20 protein-coding genes are annotated in these 20,597 nt (G+C 53.9%); 10 read left to right on the forward strand and 10 right to left on the reverse strand.

The features are described from left to right. Window positions 1-6: 6 nt before the first annotated feature. From atpD to phoU, 9 genes are all read left to right on the forward strand, one after another. Complete coding sequence (gene atpD / locus ACLHV9_RS24445; protein WP_003862362.1) at window positions 7-1,389, forward strand: F0F1 ATP synthase subunit beta; 1,383 nt, start codon at window positions 7-9, stop codon at window positions 1,387-1,389. A gap of 20 nt (window positions 1,390-1,409) precedes the next feature. Continuing rightward, entirely contained in the window at window positions 1,410-1,829 is a 420-nt protein-coding gene (locus tag ACLHV9_RS24450; protein WP_006177560.1) for a F0F1 ATP synthase subunit epsilon, read from the forward strand. 138 nt (window positions 1,830-1,967) lie between these two features. Next, window positions 1,968-3,338, forward strand: a complete 1,371-nt coding sequence (gene glmU, locus ACLHV9_RS24455) for a bifunctional UDP-N-acetylglucosamine diphosphorylase/glucosamine-1-phosphate N-acetyltransferase GlmU (protein WP_108089276.1) — start codon at window positions 1,968-1,970, stop codon at window positions 3,336-3,338. Window positions 3,339-3,516: 178 nt separating this feature from the next. Further along, on the forward strand, window positions 3,517-5,346 hold the full coding sequence (glmS, locus tag ACLHV9_RS24460) for a glutamine--fructose-6-phosphate transaminase (isomerizing) (RefSeq protein ID WP_410397565.1): 1,830 nt from the start codon (window positions 3,517-3,519) through the stop codon (window positions 5,344-5,346). 321 nt (window positions 5,347-5,667) lie between these two features. Continuing rightward, window positions 5,668-6,708, forward strand: coding sequence for a phosphate ABC transporter substrate-binding protein PstS (pstS, locus tag ACLHV9_RS24465; protein ID WP_028017767.1), 1,041 nt, complete (start codon window positions 5,668-5,670; stop codon window positions 6,706-6,708). Between the two features lie 81 nt (window positions 6,709-6,789). Continuing rightward, window positions 6,790-7,749 carry a phosphate ABC transporter permease PstC gene (pstC, locus tag ACLHV9_RS24470; RefSeq protein ID WP_028017768.1) on the forward strand — a complete coding sequence of 320 codons (960 nt, stop codon included), beginning with the start codon at window positions 6,790-6,792 and terminating at the stop codon, window positions 7,747-7,749. Further along, window positions 7,749-8,639 carry a phosphate ABC transporter permease PstA gene (gene pstA, locus ACLHV9_RS24475; protein WP_028017769.1) on the forward strand — a complete coding sequence of 297 codons (891 nt, stop codon included), beginning with the start codon at window positions 7,749-7,751 and terminating at the stop codon, window positions 8,637-8,639. The genes pstC and pstA overlap by 1 nt, the downstream gene beginning before the upstream one ends. Before the next feature lie 47 nt (window positions 8,640-8,686). Further along, window positions 8,687-9,460 carry a phosphate ABC transporter ATP-binding protein PstB gene (gene pstB / locus ACLHV9_RS24480; RefSeq protein ID WP_028017770.1) on the forward strand — a complete coding sequence of 258 codons (774 nt, stop codon included), beginning with the start codon at window positions 8,687-8,689 and terminating at the stop codon, window positions 9,458-9,460. A gap of 13 nt (window positions 9,461-9,473) precedes the next feature. Continuing rightward, the gene (gene phoU / locus ACLHV9_RS24485; RefSeq protein ID WP_008500182.1) at window positions 9,474-10,199 is read left to right on the forward strand and encodes a phosphate signaling complex protein PhoU; all 726 of its coding nucleotides are present in this window, start codon (window positions 9,474-9,476) and stop codon (window positions 10,197-10,199) included. Between the two features lie 44 nt (window positions 10,200-10,243). On the opposite strand, the gene yieH is transcribed toward phoU, so the two are convergent. Beyond that, window positions 10,244-10,909, reverse strand: a complete 666-nt coding sequence (gene yieH, locus ACLHV9_RS24490) for a 6-phosphogluconate phosphatase (RefSeq protein WP_128348465.1) — start codon at window positions 10,907-10,909, stop codon at window positions 10,244-10,246. Between the two features lie 166 nt (window positions 10,910-11,075). Between yieH and adeP the strand changes: the two genes are divergently transcribed. Further along, window positions 11,076-12,413: an adenine permease AdeP gene (gene adeP / locus ACLHV9_RS24495; protein WP_028017772.1), complete on the forward strand. Its 1,338-nt coding sequence runs from the start codon at window positions 11,076-11,078 to the stop codon at window positions 12,411-12,413. A 62-nt stretch (window positions 12,414-12,475) separates the two neighbouring features. On the opposite strand, the gene ACLHV9_RS24500 is transcribed toward adeP, so the two are convergent. From ACLHV9_RS24500 to rpmH, 9 genes are all read right to left on the reverse strand, one after another. Then, window positions 12,476-13,042: an NADPH-dependent FMN reductase gene (locus ACLHV9_RS24500; protein WP_028017773.1), complete on the reverse strand. Its 567-nt coding sequence runs from the start codon at window positions 13,040-13,042 to the stop codon at window positions 12,476-12,478. A gap of 36 nt (window positions 13,043-13,078) precedes the next feature. Next, on the reverse strand, window positions 13,079-13,825 hold the full coding sequence (locus tag ACLHV9_RS24505) for a 4'-phosphopantetheinyl transferase family protein (protein WP_407221162.1): 747 nt from the start codon (window positions 13,823-13,825) through the stop codon (window positions 13,079-13,081). Window positions 13,826-13,947: 122 nt separating this feature from the next. Beyond that, window positions 13,948-14,919 (reverse strand): HTH-type transcriptional regulator YidZ, encoded by a 972-nt coding sequence (gene yidZ, locus ACLHV9_RS24510; RefSeq protein WP_028017775.1) that lies wholly within the window; start codon window positions 14,917-14,919, stop codon window positions 13,948-13,950. Further along, window positions 14,888-16,063: an MFS transporter gene (locus ACLHV9_RS24515; RefSeq protein ID WP_129324383.1), complete on the reverse strand. Its 1,176-nt coding sequence runs from the start codon at window positions 16,061-16,063 to the stop codon at window positions 14,888-14,890. Before ACLHV9_RS24515 ends, yidZ begins: the two co-directional genes overlap by 32 nt. Window positions 16,064-16,174: 111 nt before the next feature. Then, a complete protein-coding gene (mnmE, locus tag ACLHV9_RS24520; RefSeq protein ID WP_407221163.1) occupies window positions 16,175-17,539 on the reverse strand; it encodes a tRNA uridine-5-carboxymethylaminomethyl(34) synthesis GTPase MnmE in 1,365 nt (454 codons plus the stop codon). Window positions 17,540-17,613: 74 nt separating this feature from the next. Further along, window positions 17,614-19,257 carry a membrane protein insertase YidC gene (yidC, locus tag ACLHV9_RS24525; RefSeq protein ID WP_028017778.1) on the reverse strand — a complete coding sequence of 548 codons (1,644 nt, stop codon included), beginning with the start codon at window positions 19,255-19,257 and terminating at the stop codon, window positions 17,614-17,616. A 2-nt stretch (window positions 19,258-19,259) separates the two neighbouring features. Next, a complete protein-coding gene (yidD, locus tag ACLHV9_RS24530; RefSeq protein ID WP_001307474.1) occupies window positions 19,260-19,517 on the reverse strand; it encodes a membrane protein insertion efficiency factor YidD in 258 nt (85 codons plus the stop codon). Beyond that, entirely contained in the window at window positions 19,481-19,840 is a 360-nt protein-coding gene (gene rnpA / locus ACLHV9_RS24535; protein WP_024907873.1) for a ribonuclease P protein component, read from the reverse strand. The genes yidD and rnpA overlap by 37 nt, the downstream gene beginning before the upstream one ends. Before the next feature lie 16 nt (window positions 19,841-19,856). Further along, window positions 19,857-19,997, reverse strand: coding sequence for a 50S ribosomal protein L34 (gene rpmH, locus ACLHV9_RS24540; protein ID WP_000831330.1), 141 nt, complete (start codon window positions 19,995-19,997; stop codon window positions 19,857-19,859). Window positions 19,998-20,597: the final 600 nt, after the last annotated feature.

Consider the following 20,597-nt stretch of genomic DNA (forward strand, 5'->3'; position numbering starts at 1 on the left):
TTCAAGATGGCTACTGGAAAGATTGTCCAGGTAATCGGCGCCGTGGTGGACGTCGAGTTCCCTCAGGACGCCGTACCACGCGTGTACGACGCGCTTGAGGTACAGAATGGTAACGAGAGCCTGGTGCTGGAAGTTCAGCAGCAGCTCGGCGGCGGTATCGTGCGTACCATCGCGATGGGTTCTTCCGACGGTCTGCGTCGTGGTCTGGAAGTTAAAGACCTTGAGCACCCGATCGAAGTCCCGGTAGGTAAAGCAACGCTGGGTCGTATCATGAACGTATTGGGTCAACCAATCGACATGAAAGGCGACATCGGTGAAGAAGAGCGTTGGGCTATCCACCGCGCGGCACCTTCCTACGAAGAGCTGTCTAGCTCTCAGGAACTGCTGGAAACCGGCATCAAAGTTATCGACCTGATGTGTCCATTTGCGAAGGGCGGTAAAGTTGGTCTGTTCGGTGGTGCGGGTGTAGGTAAAACCGTAAACATGATGGAGCTGATCCGTAACATCGCGATCGAGCACTCCGGTTACTCCGTATTTGCGGGCGTAGGTGAACGTACTCGTGAGGGTAACGACTTCTACCACGAAATGACCGACTCCAACGTTCTGGACAAAGTATCCCTGGTTTACGGCCAGATGAACGAGCCACCTGGAAACCGTCTGCGCGTTGCGCTGACCGGTCTGACGATGGCTGAGAAATTCCGTGATGAAGGTCGTGACGTTCTGCTGTTCGTCGATAACATCTACCGTTACACCCTGGCCGGTACGGAAGTATCTGCACTGCTGGGTCGTATGCCTTCAGCGGTAGGTTATCAGCCGACTCTGGCGGAAGAGATGGGTGTTCTTCAGGAACGTATCACCTCTACCAAAACCGGTTCTATCACCTCCGTTCAGGCGGTATACGTACCTGCGGATGACTTGACTGACCCATCACCAGCAACCACCTTTGCGCACCTTGATGCAACCGTGGTACTGAGCCGTCAGATCGCGTCTCTGGGTATCTACCCAGCCGTTGACCCGCTGGACTCCACCAGCCGTCAGCTGGATCCACTGGTTGTTGGTCAGGAACACTACGACACCGCGCGTGGCGTACAGTCCCTGCTGCAACGTTACCAAGAACTGAAAGACATCATCGCCATCCTGGGTATGGATGAACTGTCTGAAGAAGACAAACTGGTGGTAGCACGTGCGCGTAAGATCCAGCGCTTCCTGTCCCAGCCGTTCTTCGTTGCGGAAGTATTCACCGGTTCTCCAGGTAAATACGTTTCCCTGAAAGACACCATCCGTGGCTTTAAAGGCATCATGGAAGGCGAATACGATCACCTGCCAGAGCAGGCGTTCTACATGGTTGGTTCCATCGAAGAAGCAGTGGAAAAAGCCAAAAAACTTTAACGCCTTAATCGGAGGGTGATATGGCAATGACTTACCACCTGGACGTCGTCAGCGCAGAGCAACAAATGTTCTCTGGTCTGGTCGAGAAAATCCAGGTAACGGGTAGTGAAGGTGAGCTGGGTATTTTCCCGGGTCACGCACCGCTGCTCACCGCCATTAAGCCTGGTATGATCCGCATCGTTAAACAGTTCGGTCATGAAGAGTTTATCTATCTGTCCGGCGGCATTCTCGAAGTGCAGCCAGGCAGTGTGACCGTTCTGGCCGATACCGCTATTCGTGGCCAGGATCTCGACGAAGCGCGAGCCCTGGAATCGAAGCGTAAGGCTGAAGAGCACATTAGCAGCTCTCATGGTGACGTGGATTACGCTCAGGCGTCTGCGGAGCTGGCCAAAGCGATCGCGAAACTGCGCGTTATCGAGTTGACCAAAAAAGCGATGTAACACCGGCTTGAAAAGCACAAAAGCCAGTCTGGGTTCCAGGCTGGCTTTTTTTTTCGGCCTTAATTCATGATGAAAAAGATGTAGAATTTTAGGCATCAAACGTTTTTACTTCTCACTCAAACTACCGTCAGGATGCGTATGTCAAACAGTGCGATGAGCGTGGTGATCCTTGCCGCTGGCAAAGGTACCCGCATGTATTCCGATCTGCCTAAAGTGCTTCACACGCTGGCAGGAAAGCCGATGGTGCAGCATGTCATTGATGCAGCAAATGAACTGGGTGCCCGTCAGGTTCACCTGGTCTACGGCCACGGCGGCGATCTGCTTAAAAAGACGCTGAGCGATGACAAGCTCAACTGGGTGCTTCAGGCTGAACAGCTGGGAACCGGTCACGCAATGCAGCAGGCAGCACCGTTCTTTGCCGATGACGAAGACATTCTGATGCTCTATGGCGATGTTCCGCTGATCTCCGTTGAAACACTAACTCGCCTGCGTGAAGCCAAACCGCAGGGCGGCATCGGTTTGTTAACCGTCGTGCTGGATGATCCAACCGGTTATGGCCGCATCACCCGTGAAAACGGCAACGTAACGGGGATTGTTGAACATAAAGACGCCAGCGACGAACAGCGCCAGATTCAGGAGATCAACACCGGTATCCTGATTGCCAATGGCGCGGATATGAAGCGCTGGTTGTCGAAGCTCAACAACAACAATGCGCAGGGTGAATACTACATCACCGACATCATTGCGATGGCATATCAGGAAGGACGTGAGATTGCGGCGGTACATCCGGCACGCATTAGCGAAACCGAAGGGGTGAATAACCGCCTTCAGCTTTCCCGTCTGGAGCGCGTTTATCAGTCCGAACAGGCCGAAAAACTGCTGCTGGCAGGCGTGATGCTGCGTGACCCGGCGCGTTTCGATCTGCGTGGTTCCCTGTCCCACGGTCGTGACGTTGAAATTGATACTAACGTTATCTTTGAAGGCAAAGTCACTCTGGGCAATCGCGTCAAAATTGGCGCTGGCTGCGTGATCAAAAACAGCGTCATCGGTGACGATTGCGAAATCAGCCCTTACAGCGTGGTGGAAGATGCGCATCTTGAAGCGGCGTGCACCATTGGACCGTTTGCGCGTCTGCGTCCTGGCGCTGAGCTGCTGGAAGGTGCCCATGTTGGCAACTTCGTTGAGATGAAAAAAGCGCGTCTGGGTAAAGGCTCTAAAGCCGGTCATTTGACCTATCTGGGCGATGCGGAAATTGGCGATAACGTCAATATTGGTGCAGGCACAATCACCTGCAACTATGACGGTGCCAACAAGTTTAAAACCATTATCGGTGATGATGTGTTTGTCGGTTCCGATACACAGCTGGTGGCACCGGTTACCGTGGGCAACGGGGTAACGATTGCCGCCGGGACAACCGTTACGCGCGATATCGCCGATAACGAGCTGGTATTAAGCCGTGTGCCACAGGTGCACAAGCAGGGCTGGAAACGCCCGGTGAAGAAAAAGTAACGGATTTACCCTCGCCCCTTTGGGGAGAGGGTCGGGGTGAGGGGATAACATAATCCTCCCCCCACAAGCAGTACCCATAAAAATAACCCCACTCTCTACAAGGCTCGGGGTGCCCGGAAAGGGCAAATACAGGTCAGCGACAACGCAGGCGTTATGCCTAAATTCGGAATCTAAAACTATGTGTGGAATTGTTGGCGCAGTTGCGCAGCGTGATATTGCTGAAATCCTTCTCGAAGGTTTACGTCGTCTGGAATACCGTGGCTATGACTCTGCTGGTCTGGCCGTGGTCGATGCAGAAGGTCATATGACCCGTCTGCGTCGTCTCGGTAAAGTGCAGATGCTGGCCCAGGCCGCGGAAGAACATCCGCTGCATGGTGGTACCGGTATTGCGCACACCCGCTGGGCGACGCACGGCGAACCGTCTGAAGGCAACGCGCACCCGCATGTGTCTGAACACATCGTGGTCGTGCACAACGGCATTATCGAAAACCACGAACCGCTGCGCGAAGAACTGAAAGCGCGCGGCTATACCTTCGTCTCTGAAACTGACACCGAAGTGATTGCTCACCTGGTGCACTGGGAGCTGGAGCAGGGCGGTACACTGCGTGACGCAGTTCTGCGTGCTATCCCTCAGCTGCGCGGTGCATACGGCACGGTGATCATGGACTCACGCGATTCGTCCACGCTGCTGGCCGCACGTTCCGGTAGCCCGATGGTTATCGGTCTGGGCATGGGTGAAAACTTTATCGCCTCTGACCAGCTTGCGCTCCTGCCAGTTACTCGTCGCTTTATCTTCCTGGAAGAGGGTGATATTGCGGAAGTGACTCGTCGCAGCGTGACCGTATTCGATACCAAAGGCGAGCAGGTGAAACGCCAGGAGATCGAATCTAACCTGCAGTACGACGCGGGCGACAAAGGCGCTTACCGTCACTACATGCAGAAAGAGATTTACGAGCAGCCAAACGCCATCAAAAACACCCTTACCGGGCGTATTAGCCACGGCGAGGTGGATCTGAGCGAGTTGGGTGCAAACGCGAACGAACTGCTCAGCAAGGTTGAGCATATTCAGATCGTGGCCTGCGGTACCTCCTACAACTCCGGTATGGTTTCTCGTTACTGGTTTGAATCCCTGGCGGGCGTGCCGTGTGATGTGGAAATCGCGTCTGAATTCCGCTACCGCAAATCCGCTGTACGTCGTAATAGCCTGATGATCACCCTTTCCCAGTCTGGTGAAACGGCGGATACGCTGGCGGCGCTGCGTTTGTCTAAAGAGCTGGGCTACCTTGGCTCTCTGGCCATCTGTAACGTCCCTGGCTCATCGCTGGTGCGTGAATCCGATCTGGCGCTGATGACCAAAGCGGGTACCGAAATTGGCGTGGCTTCCACTAAAGCGTTTACCACTCAGCTGACCGTTCTGTTGATGCTGGTGGCGAAACTGGCACGTCTGAAAGGCGAAGATGCCTCTGTTGAGCATGATATCGTTCATGGCCTGCAGGCACTGCCGAGCCGCATTGAGCAGATGCTGTCCCAGGACAAACGCATTGAAGCACTGGCAGAAGATTTCTCAGACAAGCATCACGCCCTGTTCCTGGGTCGTGGCGATCAGTATCCGATTGCGCTGGAAGGCGCGCTGAAGCTGAAAGAGATCTCCTACATTCACGCGGAAGCCTATGCGGCAGGCGAGCTGAAACACGGCCCACTGGCGCTGATTGACGCCGATATGCCGGTCATCGTTGTGGCTCCTAACAACGAACTGCTGGAAAAACTGAAATCTAACATTGAAGAAGTGCGCGCCCGCGGTGGTGTTCTGTACGTATTCGCCGACAAAGATGCCGGTTTTGTCAGCAATGACAACATGCACATCATCGAGATGCCGCATGTGGAAGAGGTGATTGCACCGATCTTCTACACCGTTCCGCTGCAGTTGCTGGCTTATCACGTTGCGCTGATCAAAGGCACCGACGTTGACCAGCCGCGTAACCTGGCGAGGTCTGTCACCGTAGAATAATCCCTTCAGGCTCCACCTTCGGGTGGAGCTTTTCTATCCCGCCTGGTTTGTTTTCAATCAACTCTTTTGCGTTTTTATTTATGACAATCTGTCATCTTCAGCTACTTTTTTCAGTGTCACATAAAGAAAATATTTCTGAAAACGTCTTGTCATAAAAGTGGCTAATACGATGAAAATTAAGCTTTCTTCTGCTGGTTTTTAAGTGAAATTTCCATTGTCATAAAACTGTCATAATTCGTACATTTATCTGTCACCTGTTTGTCCTATTTTGCTCATCGTAGCCACTAAACAACGATTTACGAAAATCTTGCAGGAGACATTATGAAAGTTATGCGTACCACTGTCGCAACTGTTGTCGCCGCGACCTTATCTCTGAGCGCGTTCTCTGTATTTGCAGAAGCAAGCCTGACTGGCGCTGGTGCAACCTTCCCTGCGCCGGTGTATGCCAAATGGGCGGATACCTACCAGAAAGAAACCGGTAACAAGGTTAACTATCAGGGTATCGGCTCCTCCGGTGGCGTTAAACAAATTACCGCTAATACCGTTGATTTCGGCGCATCAGACGCTCCGCTGTCTGATGACAAACTGGCTCAGGAAGGTCTGTTCCAGTTCCCGACCGTGATCGGCGGTGTGGTTCTGGCCATCAACCTGCCAGGCGTGAAGTCTGGTGAACTGGTGCTGGACGGCAAAACCCTGGGTGACATCTACCTGGGTAAAATCAAAAAATGGGATGACGAGGCGATTGCCAAACTCAACCCTGGCCTGAAACTGCCATCTCAGAACATCGCTGTGGTTCGCCGCGCTGATGGTTCTGGTACCTCTTTCGTGTTCACCAGCTATCTGGCGAAAGTGAACGAAGAGTGGAAATCTAAAGTCGGTTCTGGCTCTACCGTTAACTGGCCAACCGGTCTGGGTGGTAAAGGCAACGACGGCATCGCCGCTTTCGTACAGCGTCTGCCGGGCTCTATCGGTTACGTAGAATACGCCTACGCTAAACAGAACAATCTGTCCTACACCAAACTGGTTTCTGCTGATGGTAAACCTGTCAGCCCGACCGAAGAGAACTTTGCCAACGCGGCAAAAGGCGCTGACTGGAGCAAATCTTTCGCTCAGGATCTGACTAACCAGAAAGGCGAAGGTGCATGGCCAATCACCTCTACCACCTTCATCCTGGTTCACAAAGAGCAGAAGAAACCTGAGCAGGGCGCCGAAGTGCTGAAGTTCTTCGACTGGGCGTACAAAAACGGCGGCAAACAGGCTAATGCCCTGGATTACGCTACCCTGCCAGAAAACGTGGTTGAGCAGATTCGTGCTGCATGGAAAACCAACGTAAAAGACAGCAGCGGTAAAGCATTGTATTAATTTAGCATTCTGACGAAAATGGCGGGTGGCGCTTGCGCTTACCCGCCGATTTCGTAAACGCGTTTAACAGAAGAGTGATTTATGGCTGCAACCAAGCCTGCATTTAACCCTCCGGGTAAAAAAGGTGACATGATTTTCAGCGCGCTGGTTAAACTGGCTGCGCTGATTGTGCTATTGCTGCTGGGCGGCATTATCGTGTCTCTGATTTTCTCCTCCTGGCCGAGCATCCAGAAATTCGGTTTCTCCTTCCTGTGGACCAAAGAGTGGGACGCGCCGAACGATATCTACGGTGCACTGGTGCCGATTTACGGCACGCTGGTGACCTCGTTCATCGCCCTGCTGATTGCGGTTCCCGTCAGTTTTGGTATTGCTCTGTTCCTGACGGAACTGGCGCCGGGCTGGCTGCGTCGCCCACTGGGTATTGCCATCGAGCTGCTGGCGGCCATTCCGAGTATCGTTTACGGCATGTGGGGCCTGTTTATCTTTGCGCCGCTGTTCGCAACGTACTTCCAGGAACCCGTGGGTAATGTACTTTCTGCCATCCCGTTTGTGGGTGCCCTGTTCTCTGGCCCGGCTTTCGGTATCGGTATTCTGGCTGCAGGTGTGATCCTCGCCATCATGATTATTCCGTACATTGCGGCGGTCATGCGCGATGTCTTCGAACAAACGCCGGTGATGATGAAAGAGTCGGCCTACGGTATCGGCTGTACCACCTGGGAAGTTATCTGGCGCATTGTCCTTCCGTTCACCAAAAATGGGGTGATTGGCGGCGTGATGCTGGGTCTGGGACGTGCGCTGGGTGAAACCATGGCGGTGACCTTTATCATCGGTAACACCTACCAGCTCGACAGCGCATCACTCTTCATGCCGGGTAACAGTATTACCTCTGCACTGGCGAATGAATTTGCTGAGGCGGAATCCGGTCTGCACGTCGCGGCGTTGATGGAGCTGGGGCTGATTCTGTTCGTGATCACCTTCATTGTTCTGGCGATCTCCAAGCTGATGATTATGCGCCTCGCTAAAAATGAGGGGGCACGCTAATGGCGACTCTCGAAATGCAAGCTACCGCTGAACTGGCGGAATCCCGCCGCAAAATGCAGGCCCGACGCCGTTTTAAAAACCGTATCGCGCTGACGCTCTCAATGGGAACCATGGCATTTGGCCTGTTCTGGCTGGTCTGGATCCTCTTCTCGACGGTTGTGCGCGGGATTGACGGGATGTCGCTGGCGCTGTTTACCGAAATGACGCCACCGCCAAATACGGCGGGTGGTGGTCTGGCGAATGCCCTGGCGGGCAGCGGGTTGCTGATCCTGTGGGCAACGGTATTTGGTACGCCGCTGGGCATCATGGCAGGCATCTATCTTGCGGAGTACGGTCGTAAATCCTGGCTGGCGGAAGTCATTCGTTTCATCAATGACATCCTGCTTTCAGCCCCGTCTATCGTGGTGGGTCTGTTTGTTTACACCGTCGTGGTGGCACAGATGGAACACTTCTCCGGCTGGGCGGGTGTGATTGCGCTGGCGCTGTTGCAGGTGCCTATCGTCATTCGTACTACCGAGAACATGCTGAAACTGGTGCCGGACAGCCTGCGTGAAGCGGCTTACGCACTGGGAACACCGAAATGGAAGATGATCTCTGCGATTACGCTGAAAGCGTCAGTCTCAGGGATCATGACCGGTATTTTGCTGGCGGTTGCGCGTATCGCGGGTGAAACGGCCCCGCTGCTGTTTACCTCCCTCTCCAACCAGTTCTGGAGCACGGACATGATGCAGCCGATCGCCAACCTGCCGGTGACGATCTTTAAATTTGCGATGAGCCCATTCGCGGAATGGCAGCAGCTGGCCTGGGCCGGGGTGCTGATCATTACCCTTTGCGTACTGTTGCTGAACATTCTGGCGCGCGTCATTTTCGCGAAGAAGAAACACGGTTAATTTTTTACGGCGCGGCAGCTCGCGGCGCCGAATGAGGAAATGAGTCAATGAGTATGGTTGATACTGCCCCGGGTAAGATTCAGGTTCGTGATTTGAACTTCTACTACGGCAAATTCCATGCCCTGAAGAATATCAACCTGGATATCGCGAAGAACCAGGTTACGGCATTCATCGGTCCGTCTGGCTGTGGTAAATCTACGCTGCTGCGTACCTTTAATAAAATGTATTCGCTCTATCCGGAGCAGCGCGCTGAAGGTGAAATCATCCTGGACGGCGAAAACATTCTGACCCAGGCTCAGGATATTGCTCTGCTGCGCGCAAAAGTGGGGATGGTGTTCCAGAAACCCACGCCGTTCCCGATGTCCATTTATGACAACATTGCGTTTGGTGTTCGCCTGTTTGAAAAACTCTCCCGTACCGATATGGACGAGCGCGTGCAGTGGGCTTTGACCAAGGCCGCATTATGGAACGAAACCAAAGATAAGTTGCACCAGAGCGGGTACTCTCTCTCCGGTGGTCAGCAGCAGCGTCTGTGCATTGCGCGTGGTATCGCCATTCGCCCGGAAGTGTTGCTGTTGGATGAACCGTGTTCAGCGCTGGACCCGATCTCAACCGGTCGTATTGAAGAGTTGATCACCGAGCTGAAGCAGGATTACACCGTGGTTATCGTGACCCACAACATGCAGCAGGCTGCACGTTGTTCCGATTACACGGCGTTTATGTACCTGGGCGAGTTGATTGAGTTCAGCGATACGGATGCGCTGTTCACCAGACCCGCTAAAAAGCAAACTGAAGATTATATTACTGGCCGCTACGGTTGATTTGGAGTGAACCATGGACAACCTTAATCTTAATAAACACATTTCAGGCCAGTTCAACGCAGAGCTGGAAAGCATTCGCACGCAGGTCATGACCATGGGTGGCATGGTTGAGCAGCAGCTTTCCGATGCGATCACGGCAATGCACAACCAGGACAGCGAGCTGGCGAAGCGCGTCATTGAAGGCGACAAAAACGTCAACATGATGGAAGTCGCTATTGATGAAGCTTGCGTTCGTATTATCGCTAAGCGTCAGCCAACAGCGAGCGACCTGCGTCTGGTGATGGCGATTATCAAAACCATCGCCGAGCTGGAACGTATTGGTGACGTGGCGGATAAAATCTGCCGCACCGCGCTGGAGAAATTCTCTCAGCAGCACCAGCCACTGCTGGTGAGCCTGGAGTCGCTGGGTCGCCACACCGTGCAGATGCTGCATGACGTGCTGGATGCCTTTGCGCGTATGGATCTGGACGAAGCGGTACGTATCTACCGTGAAGACAAGAAAGTCGACCAGGAATACGAAGGCATCGTGCGTCAGCTGATGACCTATATGATGGAAGATTCACGTACGATCCCAAGCGTACTGACTGCCCTGTTCTGCGCGCGCTCCATTGAGCGTATCGGTGACCGTTGCCAGAACATTTGCGAATACATCTTCTACTTCGTGAAAGGTCAGGACTTCCGTCACGTGGGCGGTGATGAGCTGGACAAGCTGCTGGCGGGTAAAGATCCGAAAGAGTAATACCTGAGGCGGGTGGCGCTAGCGCTTACCCGCCCTACGTTAACTTAACGCGTAATATCCCACCCGCGCGCCTTCCACAATGCTGGCAACTGCGCCAGATCGGTAAAGGTCGTCACTTTTGGATGATCGATCGGTTTGTTGTGCGGATCGGCGCAGAAGTAAAACACTTCCATTCCCGCATCAATCCCTGACTGCGCGCCCGCAGACGAGTCATCCACCAGAATGCAGTTTTCTACGTTAACGTTCATTGCGTTGGCCGCATGGAACATCAGCGCCGGATCGGGCTTCCAGCGTTGAATATCGTAGCCGCTGAACAGTTTTTCCGGGAAATGATGCAACATCTCCAGTTTCCCCAGCGAGTGCTGCATTTTGCTGACCGGACCATTAGAGACCACACAGATTGGCACCGTCATCGCATCCAGAAGCGTATTCGCCCCGGCGATGACCTCCAGCTCGGAATCGAACAGGCGTGCAACCTCAGCGCGGTAAACCGGCTCGAGATCTCCTTTCGGCAGATCCACACCGTGCTCGTCGTTAATGATGTCGATGATCTCGTACAGTTTCACGCCCTTAAAGCGTTTGAACACCTCTTCGAGATCGAGCGTAATACCAAATTCCTGGAACATGGCGACATACGCACGGGAACAAATGACCTCACTGTCGACAAGCGTACCGTCGCAGTCGAAAAATACCGCCTCAATTCCGGACATGTCTTTCCCTTTTAACAAGTTTAACGTTTACGTGGTGTGGTTTTACGACACGCAATCGTTGCCGTATAAGCAAATTCAATGAAAAAAAGTACCCTATAACCGCCCTTATTGTCGCATTTTGGTATAGGATAGCGACGAATTTTCCCTCCTTGTTCGGAAATTGATGATGAGTCAACAACACACTACCCAGGCATCTGGTCAGGGTCTGCTTGAGCGCGTGTTTAAACTGCGCGAGCACGGCACAACGGCACGCACCGAAGTGATCGCCGGTTTCACCACCTTCCTGACGATGGTCTATATCGTTTTTGTTAACCCACAAATTCTGGGCGTTGCTGGCATGGATACCAGCGCCGTCTTCGTGACTACCTGTCTGATCGCGGCTCTCGGCAGCATCCTGATGGGCGTGTTCGCTAACCTGCCGGTTGCGCTGGCACCGGCGATGGGTCTGAACGCATTCTTTGCGTTCGTGGTTGTTCAGGCGATGGGCCTGCCGTGGCAAGTGGGCATGGGCGCTATCTTCTGGGGCGCTATTGGTCTGCTGTTGCTGACTATTTTCCGCGTACGTTACTGGATGATTGCCAACATTCCTGTGAGCCTGCGCGTGGGCATTACCAGCGGTATTGGTCTGTTCATCGGTATGATGGGGCTGAAAAACGCCGGCGTTATCGTGGCTAACCCGGATACGCTGGTAAGCATCGGTCACCTGACCTCTCACAACGTGCTGCTGGGCGTGCTGGGCTTCTTTATCATCGCGATCCTGGCTTCCCGCAATATTCATGCGGCGGTGCTGGTATCCATCGTGGTGACCACGCTGCTGGGCTGGCTGCTGGGTGACGTTCACTACAACGGTATCGTTTCTGCGCCACCGAGTGTTTCCACCGTTATTGGTCATGTTGATTTGGCGGGTTCCCTGAACCTGGGTCTGGCGGGCGTAATTTTCTCCTTTATGCTGGTCAACCTGTTCGACTCCTCCGGTACCCTGATTGGCGTGACCGACAAAGCAGGTCTGGCCGATGAGAAAGGGAAGTTCCCACGCATGAAGCAGGCGCTGTTCGTTGACAGCATCTCGTCTGTTGCTGGCTCCTTTATCGGTACCTCTTCTGTTACCGCTTATATTGAATCCTCTTCCGGTGTTTCTGTGGGAGGCCGTACTGGTCTGACGGCGGTCGTGGTGGGTATCCTGTTCCTGCTGGTGATCTTCCTTTCGCCGCTGGCGGGAATGGTTCCACCGTATGCGGCAGCCGGCGCGCTGATCTACGTAGGTGTGCTGATGACCTCCAGCCTGTCACGCGTGAAGTGGGATGACTTAACCGAAGCGGTGCCAGCGTTTATTACCGCCGTGATGATGCCGTTCAGCTTCTCGATTACCGAAGGTATCGCGCTGGGCTTTATCTCTTACTGCGTAATGAAAATTGGTACCGGTCGCTTCCGTGATCTCAGCCCGTGCGTCATCGTTGTCGCGCTGCTGTTTGTGCTGAAGATTGTGTTTATTGACGCGAAATAAACATGTTTGTTCCCTCTCCCTGCGGGAGAGGGTCAGGGTGAGGGCATCAGGCCGCAATAAGCTTAAGCCTTCACCCGCTTAATATAATCGCCAAACGCAGTCAGCTGACCAGACAGATGGTCACGCGTGCTCTGATCCACCACTTCACCCGTCTGCGGGTCGACCTTGTTCTGAATCACTCCGCCCATAAACTCCGGCTTGTTCATCACCATCGCATCCAGGAACACCAGAATCTGGCGCAGGTGATACTGACAGCGCGCGCCGCCAATGGCACCCATAGAACTGGTCTGGATCAGCACGGGTTTACCTGAAAGAGGCTGCTCAGGGAGGCGGGATAACCAGTCAATGGCGTTTTTCAGACCGCCAGGAACGGAGTAGTTATATTCTGGTGTGACAATAACCACACCATCGGCCTGACGGATTTGCGCCGCCAGCGCCTCAACGCTCTGCGGGAACCCTTCTTCCTGCTGGACATCTGCATCATAGAGCGGGATGTCACCAATAGATGGAAGGGCACTAATCTCCATACCTGCCGGTGCCAGCTGTGGCAGCGTGCGGGCAACCATCCCATTAAATGAACCTTTGCGCAGGCTTCCCAGTAACGTAACGACTTTTAACGTATCAGACATGATTACTCCTGTTTCATCATGATGACCCTGAATGGATCAGCTAAGGGTGTATGCTTTTTCTGCCGGTAAACTGGTTAAACGCATCAGGCGTGCGGCGGGCTCGTTGGCGCGTTCGGGCACATCGGGAAGGCTACGCCATCCCTGTTGACTGTCAAATTCCCAGATTTTCATGCGTTCGATAGCGGGGGTAACCGCAATGGACCAAATGAGGACATCCTCTGCGTCACTGAGCGCTTCTACCAGCGTAGCTTGGGTGGCTCGAAGACGTCCGGAACCTGGCAGCAGCTGCAGCATACTGGCGTCGTCTGAGGCGCATCCACAGAGCTTTCGAATGCTCTGGCGTAGGGTGATGAGCTGAGCTCTGGCCTCGTTGGGATCGTTCTGGTTACGCACCCACAGCTTTTCATTGCTGGAGAGCGGGTAATCATCGTGTGGGTTCGCGCCGTGGATGCCCCGGGTTGCGCGCTGAAGTTCCATATCCAGCCCACAATTCCCTTCGGTGGTGAGTGCTACCCCAATGATATTGCCCGTATAGGCAATGGAAAAACGGGGGAGATCCGGGTTAGCAAAAACCGGGCGGCCTTCAGGTTGGGTGATGATATCCGGCAGTTCACTGGTGCCGTACAACATAAACAACAGCTCTGCGAGAAGCGCTCTGGACGCTAAAAAACGCGTCCTGCGGTGTTCCGGGAGTTTGCGTGCTTCACTGTGACAGGCTGAAGAAATTCGTGCCGATACGAGGCGTCCATCTGTAAGTATCCCTCTTGCAAAGTGCGTTGCCATTTTTCGCTCCTTGATAATGGTCGTAATCGGTTAAACGGTTACATGATTATCGCTTAACTTCACTCCTGTTTTAATCAGTAAATGGGAGTAAGAGAAGCCTGAGGACCGAACTTTACATTTTCTTAGGTAAAAATTGGATCGCTGCCACCGTACAACGCCTTGATAGTCTCTCTCAACCAGAGAATTTTCGGATTATGGCTGTTCCGTTTATGCCAGATCAGGGTGAAGGGGACGGTCAACTTTTCAGCCTGCGCTTCGTCAATCGGAATAGGAAGCGCGATCAGCTTCCGCTGGTGGAGTTCATTGTAGTGGTGGCAGTAGTGGGGAGCCGTAGCGATATAATTATGGCCGGGCTGCGCCGCCATAAACATCGCCTGTTCGAAACCCGGCAGGCACATTGCGATATTACGCTCACGTCCCATCTCCTTTAGCACCTCATCAAGCGCCCAGGTGTCGCTGCGCTCCCAGAAGATACTGATATGTGGGTAGCGCAGGAAGGTCTCCAGGTTCCACTCTTCCTGCAGTGCCGGGTGATCCTCGCGCAGATAAACACACGGACGGTCACTAAACAGGATTTCGTAGTCGATAAACCACGGCAACAGCTTCAGCAGTTCGCGGGAACGTGGATGTGTTTCGCGACCGGTGAAACCAAGATCCACTTCCCCACGCGTAATGGCGTCCAGAGAGTCGTAATCCCAGTGACGCATCTTCACCGTAGCCTGCGGATAGCGCTGGTTCACCTGCTCCAGCAGGGCGTTAAAGCGGATCAGCATCAACGGCGTTTCGGCGGCCAGCACGAACGTCAGCCCGCCTGGCGCGTCATGGTGGAATTTATCGAGGATCTGGTTGCCGATTTGCATCCAGTCTGCCAGATCCTGCTCCAGGCTTACCGTCAGTGGCGTCGGCAGTAACCCTAACGGTGTTTTGACAAACAGCGGGTCGTCGAACCAGTCGCGCAGCTTGGCCAGTGATTTACTCACCGCAGACGGCGTCACGTTCATCCGCTTCGCCGCTTTGGTGACGCTACGCTCCTGCAGCAACAGCTGCAGGCACAGCAACAGGTTAAGATCGAGACTGCTGATGGGCTTCTTCATAATTTGCCGCGGGCTGGATGAGCATAAGTAAGGTAATACAGACCATGCTACAGCCAATCAGAATCCCGATCAGCATATTGAGCGCATTAAGTCCGATTACCGCTGCCAGCCAAATCCACAGGGACGAGCCACAGACCTGAGCGATACCCAGCACGGAGCTTGCCACGCCTGCCCGTAGTGAGAACGGGCCGAGCGCCTGGCTCATCGCCACGCCAAAGCCAACCGAGAATCCGGCGCAAATGAGGGTAATGCCTACCAGCATCACCACATGTGAGCTGGTGGTTGCCAGAATCACGCCTGCTGCGAGAAATAACACCTGTGAGGTCAGCATCAACGTGCGCTGGCTGAAAATATTTAGCGCAAAGGGGGTGGAAAACGAGACGGCCATACTGACCATCGCGGTTAATGCCATCACTGTTGAATACTCACCCCGATCGAAGCCCATGGTCTCCATCAGTAAAACCGGGGAAACGTTTACATAGGTCAGGATCACCGCCACGCTTAACGTGGTTACGGCCAGACGACTGAGGAAAAAACGGTTAAGCAGCTTCTCTGCTGGGTGAATCGTTGCTGAGTGTGCCGTACTTTGCGAACCTGGGTGAGTTTCTCTTAGCACGGAAATGGACAACACAAAGACCAGCCCCCCCATTGCTGCCATCGTCCAGAAAAGGCTCTGCCACGGGAATTTCAACATGATCAGATAACCAACAACCGGAGCCAACACCGGAATAATACAGGTGATGCCGTTGAGCATAGAGAGCACTTTGGCGCGGCGTTGGGCGCTTAATGTGTCGCGTAAAATTGCGAAAGCCACCACGTAGCAGCCGCCCGCCCCGATGCCCTGGATAAAACGGCCTGCCAGGAACAGGGCACTATCCTGCGCCAGTGAACAGAGCACGGAAGCCAACGCAAAGATGATGGCTCCCGTTATGGCGACGGGTTGGCGACCAGCCTTATCTGCGACCTTCCCGGCAAACACCATTGATGACGCCATTCCCGCGAGGTAGGCCGAAAACGCGATGTGCAGCTGAGCTTCACTGGCACCCAGATCGCGGGCGATGTGCGGTAATCCCACCAGATACATATCAATGCCAGACGGATAAAGCAGAACCAGCGCAAAACTACAAAACAGAAAACGAGCCATAACCCCCCCATAAATGCAGGAAAGCAGAATAGGGGGTGAAAGGGGATTAAGCGAGTTGCCATTTGGACAATGGTGATTTCCTGACAGGAAAACACCATTGGTTAGCGGAAATTATTTTCCAATACAGAAGCTTGAGAAGATTCTTCCCAGCAGATCGTCCGACGTAAACTCCCCGGTGATCTCACTCAGATTCTGCTGTGCCAGACGCAGCTCTTCCGCCAGCAGTTCACCCGCCCACGCACCAATCAGCTGCGCTTTGCCCTGGTCAAGATGGCGTGCCGCCTCTTCCAGCGCCTGCAGGTGACGACGACGCGCCAGGAAGCCACCTTCCATGCTGGTGTCAAAGCCCATGCTCTGCTTGAGATGGTTACGCAGGTCGTCAACACCTTCACCGGTACGTGCCGACAGGCGGATCAGTGAGTGACCATTCACATCGCTGATGCCCAGCGTTTCGCCAGTCACGTCTGCTTTATTTCGCACCACGGTGATAGGCAGCTTCGCCGGCAGACGGGCAATAAAGTCTGGCCAGATCTCCGCCGGGTCTACAGCGTCGGTGGTTGTGCCATCCACCATAAACAGCACGCGGTCGGCTTGCTCGATCTCCTGCCAGGCGCGTTCGATACCGATGCGCTCGACTTCGTCGCTGGCATCGCGCAGACCGGCGGTATCAATGATGTGCAGCGGCATCCCGTCGATATGGATATGCTCGCGCAGTACGTCGCGGGTGGTGCCGGCAATGTCGGTCACGATCGCCGCTTCACGGCCCGCCAGAGCGTTCAAAAGGCTCGATTTCCCGGCATTAGGACGTCCGGCTATCACCACCTTCATCCCTTCCCGCAGCAGGCTACCCTGACGCGCTTCGGCACGAACCGCGTCGAGATCGTTCATCACCTCTTTGAGCTGGGCTTCGATTTTACCGTCAGAGAGGAAGTCGATCTCCTCATCCGGGAAGTCGATAGCCGCTTCCACGTAGATCCTGAGGTGAGTAAGTGCTTCCACAAGGTGATTCACGCGCGCGGAGAATGCCCCTTGCAGCGAGTTCAGGGCGGAGCGAGCAGCCTGTTCAGAACTGGCGTCGATCAGGTCCGCTATCGCCTCGGCTTGAGCCAGATCGAGCTTGTCGTTCAGGAACGCGCGCTCGGAAAACTCACCCGGTTTTGCGATACGCAGGCCAGGCAGGGTCAGAATGCGTTTTAACAGCAAATCGAGGATAACTGGGCCACCGTGACCCTGTAGTTCCAGCACGTCTTCACCGGTAAAAGAGTTTGGGCCAGGAAACCACAGCGCAATGCCCTGGTCCAGCGGCGTGCCGTCGGTATCTTTAAACGGCAGGTAATCAGCGTAGCGGGGTTTTGGCAGTTTACCCAGTACCGCTTCGGCGACCTCGCGCGCCTTCAGGCCGGAGATACGCAGAATGCCTACACCACCGCGTCCCGGTGGGGTTGCCTGGGCGACGATAGTGTCGTTATGGCTCATGGTTGGTCTCTACTGTGTTGCAATAAAAAAAGGCGGTCAATCGACCGCCCTTATTTTAGCGTTAACTTACCGAATCAGGACTTTTTCTTTTCGCGGCTATGCAGGCCACGTTTTTCCAGACCACGGTAAATCAGCTGCTGCTGGATGATGGTCACCAGGTTGCTGACGATATAGTACAGCACCAGACCTGACGGGAACCACAGGAAGAACACGGTGAAGATGACCGGCATAAAGGTCATGATCTTCTGCTGCATCGGGTCGGTTACCGTGGTCGGCGACATCTTCTGGATGAAGAACATCGTCACGCCCATCAGGATCGGCAGGATGTAGTACGGGTCCTGTGCAGACAGGTCATGGATCCACAGCGCGAACGGCGCATGGCGCAGCTCAACGGAACCCATCAGCATGTAGTACAGCGCAAGGAAGATTGGCATCTGAATCAGCAGTGGGAAGCAACCACCCAGTGGGTTTACTTTCTCTGCTTTATACAGGGCCATCATCTCCTGGCTCTGACGCTGTTTGTCATCGCCCAGACGCTCACGCATGGCCTGAATCTTCGGCTGCAGCATGCGCATCTTCGCCATGGAAGTGTACTGCGCTTTAGTCAGCGGGTACATGATGCCACGAACGATGAAGGTGATAACGATGATGGAGAAGCCCCAGTTACCCAGGAAGCTGTGGATGAACTTCAGCAGCTTAAACAGCGGCTGGGAGATGAACCACAACCAACCGTAATCTACGGTCAGGTCCAGGTGTGGCGCAACGGCGGCCATTTTGTCCTGGATTTCCGGGCCGACCCACAGGGTGCTTGCCATTTTACCGGTTTGACCTGGCTGAACCAGAACTGGCTGAGATTTGTAGCCGATAGCTGCAAGACCGTTACCCAGGTTCGCGGTGTAGAAGTTGTTGGTACCGTCGTTATTAGGCACCCATGCAGTGGCGAAATACTGCTGCAGCATTGCCACCCAACCGCCTTTAGCGCTGACGTTCAGGTTTTCGTTATCGGCAATGGTGTCGAATTTGTATTTCTCATACTTCGCGTCAGGCGTGGAGTACGCCGCGCCACGGAAGGTATGCAGCGCAAAGTTGCTGCTTCCGGTGTCACGGTGAGACGGCAGATTGATGGACTGCTTCAGCTGGCCAAAGGTCGACAGTTCCAGTGGTTTCGCACTGGCGTTCTGTACGGTGTAGCCCACGTTCACCGCATACTCACCGCGTTTCAGGGTGAAGGTTTTCGTGAAGGTGTTGCCTGCGGCGTCGGTATACGTCATCGGGATAACGAGTTCGTTCTGACCATCAGCCAGTACAAAGGTGTCGTTCTCGACGTTATACAGTGGACGCGCACCGTTAGCCGGGTTATCAGGGCCATCACGACCTGTCAGGCCGCTCTGCGCCTGGTAGATAAACTCAGGCGTGGTTTCCAGTAACTGGAACGGTTCGTTAGACTTCAGCTCTTTCGGGTAGGTCAACAGCAGCGCCTGCTCAACATCACCACCACGGGTGTTAATAGTCAGCTCAAGCACATCGGTCTTAACCGTAATCTGTTTCCCCTGGCCACTGGCCGGTACGCCCTGGTCGGCGGCGCTACCCGCTGCGGTGGTCGTGGTCTGCGTGGTCTGCTGCTGGGGTTGAGGATTTTTATCCTGCTCCCATGCCTGCCAGATCATGAAAGACACGAACAACAAAGCGATGATAAGAAGATTGCGTTGCGAATCCATCGTTAGTGTTCTCTGGTATCAAAGGGTCCTGGAGGGACGGGGTCGTCTCCACCGGGGTGTAAAGGGTGGCATTTTAATACGCGTTTCACCGTCAACCAACTGCCTTTTATCACTCCAAACCTGCGCAATGCCTCAATTCCGTAGCTTGAGCACGTTGGTGTGAAACGGCAATGTGGCCCGAGTAGCGGACTAATCAGGCGTTGATAGACCCGAATGAGGGCTATCAGGACCCGTGAGCCAGGCGACAGTGGCGGCGCCATAATTTTTCCAACGCTTCCGAGAGAGCACGGTTATCGAGGTCGGCAACCCCCTTTTTAGCCACCACCACGAAATCCATCGAAGGCAGTTCGTGCTGACGTAAACGGAAGCTTTCACGCGTCAGACGTTTAATCCGATTGCGTTCATGCGCTCGCTTAACATTTTTCTTGGCGACTGTGAGACCGATGCGGGGATGCCCCAGCGAATTTTGGCGGCCGAGGATGGTGATTTGCGGCGTGCCAGCCCGTTGTGGCTGCTGGAAGACGAAAGTGAAATGAGCGGGAGTTAACAAACGTAACTCCCTGGGAAATGCTAGCTTAACCACTCAGGGGTTAGCTTTATTACTTGGAAACGGTCAGACGAGCGCGGCCTTTAGCACGACGACGTGCCAGAACCTGACGACCATTTTTAGTAGCCATACGAGCACGGAAGCCGTGAGAACGGTTGCGCTTCAGTACAGACGGTTGAAAAGTGCGTTTCATGGCGATTTCTACCTAAACTTGAATAAATTCACTGACTTTTGCGTATACCCGAACGAATTTCGAACGACTAACGCCTCAGCGTGGGTGATTAAAGAGGCCGGATTGTAATAATTGTACACTCCGGAGTCAATTCTCTTTCCTTATTTCCCGCGTATTTCCGCACGTTTTCGCGTGGAAAATGAGCAACGGACGACGCAGGAAGATGAGCATCACGCGCCGGGTCGAGGATTATACGGGCTCGTCGACAAAGCGCAAGGATCGTCCCGGATCTTCGTTAGATCATTTAAGCAATAAATTGTCTGTGCTCATTAATTTTTCCAATATGCGGGCTAAATCGTGGGGCACTTGTGCCAGGATCGTTTACACTTACCCGGTTTCGGATCGTCCTGTGGATAAATCGGGAAGAATCTGTGAGAAACAGAAGATCTCTGGCTCAGTTTAGGCTATGATCCGCGGTCCCGATCGGGATCCCAGGATCCTGGTCAGGATTAAATTGCAGATAGCAATTCGCACATCCCCCTATGCACAGGGTCATGTCGATGTGCGCCAACAATCATGAATATTCAATAGTTTTCTTTTATTGTTCGAGTGGAGTCCGCC

Source organism: Enterobacter sp. CPE_E890, assembly GCF_046521475.1.
GTDB lineage: Bacteria > Pseudomonadota > Gammaproteobacteria > Enterobacterales > Enterobacteriaceae > Enterobacter > Enterobacter adelaidei.

Excerpts from the sequence above, each read along its gene's own strand:
- atpD (WP_003862362.1), top strand. The coding sequence starts at position 7 with ATGGCTACTGGAAAGATTGTCCAGGTAATCGGCGCCGTGGTGGACGTC.
- ACLHV9_RS24450 (WP_006177560.1), top strand. The coding sequence starts at position 1,410 with ATGGCAATGACTTACCACCTGGACGTCGTCAGCGCAGAGCAACAAATG.
- glmU (WP_108089276.1), top strand. The coding sequence starts at position 1,968 with ATGTCAAACAGTGCGATGAGCGTGGTGATCCTTGCCGCTGGCAAAGGT.
- glmS (WP_410397565.1), top strand. The coding sequence starts at position 3,517 with ATGTGTGGAATTGTTGGCGCAGTTGCGCAGCGTGATATTGCTGAAATC.
- pstS (WP_028017767.1), top strand. The coding sequence starts at position 5,668 with ATGAAAGTTATGCGTACCACTGTCGCAACTGTTGTCGCCGCGACCTTA.
- pstC (WP_028017768.1), top strand. The coding sequence starts at position 6,790 with ATGGCTGCAACCAAGCCTGCATTTAACCCTCCGGGTAAAAAAGGTGAC.
- pstA (WP_028017769.1), top strand. The coding sequence starts at position 7,749 with ATGGCGACTCTCGAAATGCAAGCTACCGCTGAACTGGCGGAATCCCGC.
- pstB (WP_028017770.1), top strand. The coding sequence starts at position 8,687 with ATGAGTATGGTTGATACTGCCCCGGGTAAGATTCAGGTTCGTGATTTG.
- phoU (WP_008500182.1), top strand. The coding sequence starts at position 9,474 with ATGGACAACCTTAATCTTAATAAACACATTTCAGGCCAGTTCAACGCA.
- yieH (WP_128348465.1), bottom strand. The coding sequence starts at position 10,909 with ATGTCCGGAATTGAGGCGGTATTTTTCGACTGCGACGGTACGCTTGTC.
- adeP (WP_028017772.1), top strand. The coding sequence starts at position 11,076 with ATGAGTCAACAACACACTACCCAGGCATCTGGTCAGGGTCTGCTTGAG.
- ACLHV9_RS24500 (WP_028017773.1), bottom strand. The coding sequence starts at position 13,042 with ATGTCTGATACGTTAAAAGTCGTTACGTTACTGGGAAGCCTGCGCAAA.
- ACLHV9_RS24505 (WP_407221162.1), bottom strand. The coding sequence starts at position 13,825 with ATGGCAACGCACTTTGCAAGAGGGATACTTACAGATGGACGCCTCGTA.
- yidZ (WP_028017775.1), bottom strand. The coding sequence starts at position 14,919 with ATGAAGAAGCCCATCAGCAGTCTCGATCTTAACCTGTTGCTGTGCCTG.
- ACLHV9_RS24515 (WP_129324383.1), bottom strand. The coding sequence starts at position 16,063 with ATGGCTCGTTTTCTGTTTTGTAGTTTTGCGCTGGTTCTGCTTTATCCG.
- mnmE (WP_407221163.1), bottom strand. The coding sequence starts at position 17,539 with ATGAGCCATAACGACACTATCGTCGCCCAGGCAACCCCACCGGGACGC.
- yidC (WP_028017778.1), bottom strand. The coding sequence starts at position 19,257 with ATGGATTCGCAACGCAATCTTCTTATCATCGCTTTGTTGTTCGTGTCT.
- yidD (WP_001307474.1), bottom strand. The coding sequence starts at position 19,517 with ATGGCGCCGCCACTGTCGCCTGGCTCACGGGTCCTGATAGCCCTCATT.
- rpmH (WP_000831330.1), bottom strand. The coding sequence starts at position 19,997 with ATGAAACGCACTTTTCAACCGTCTGTACTGAAGCGCAACCGTTCTCAC.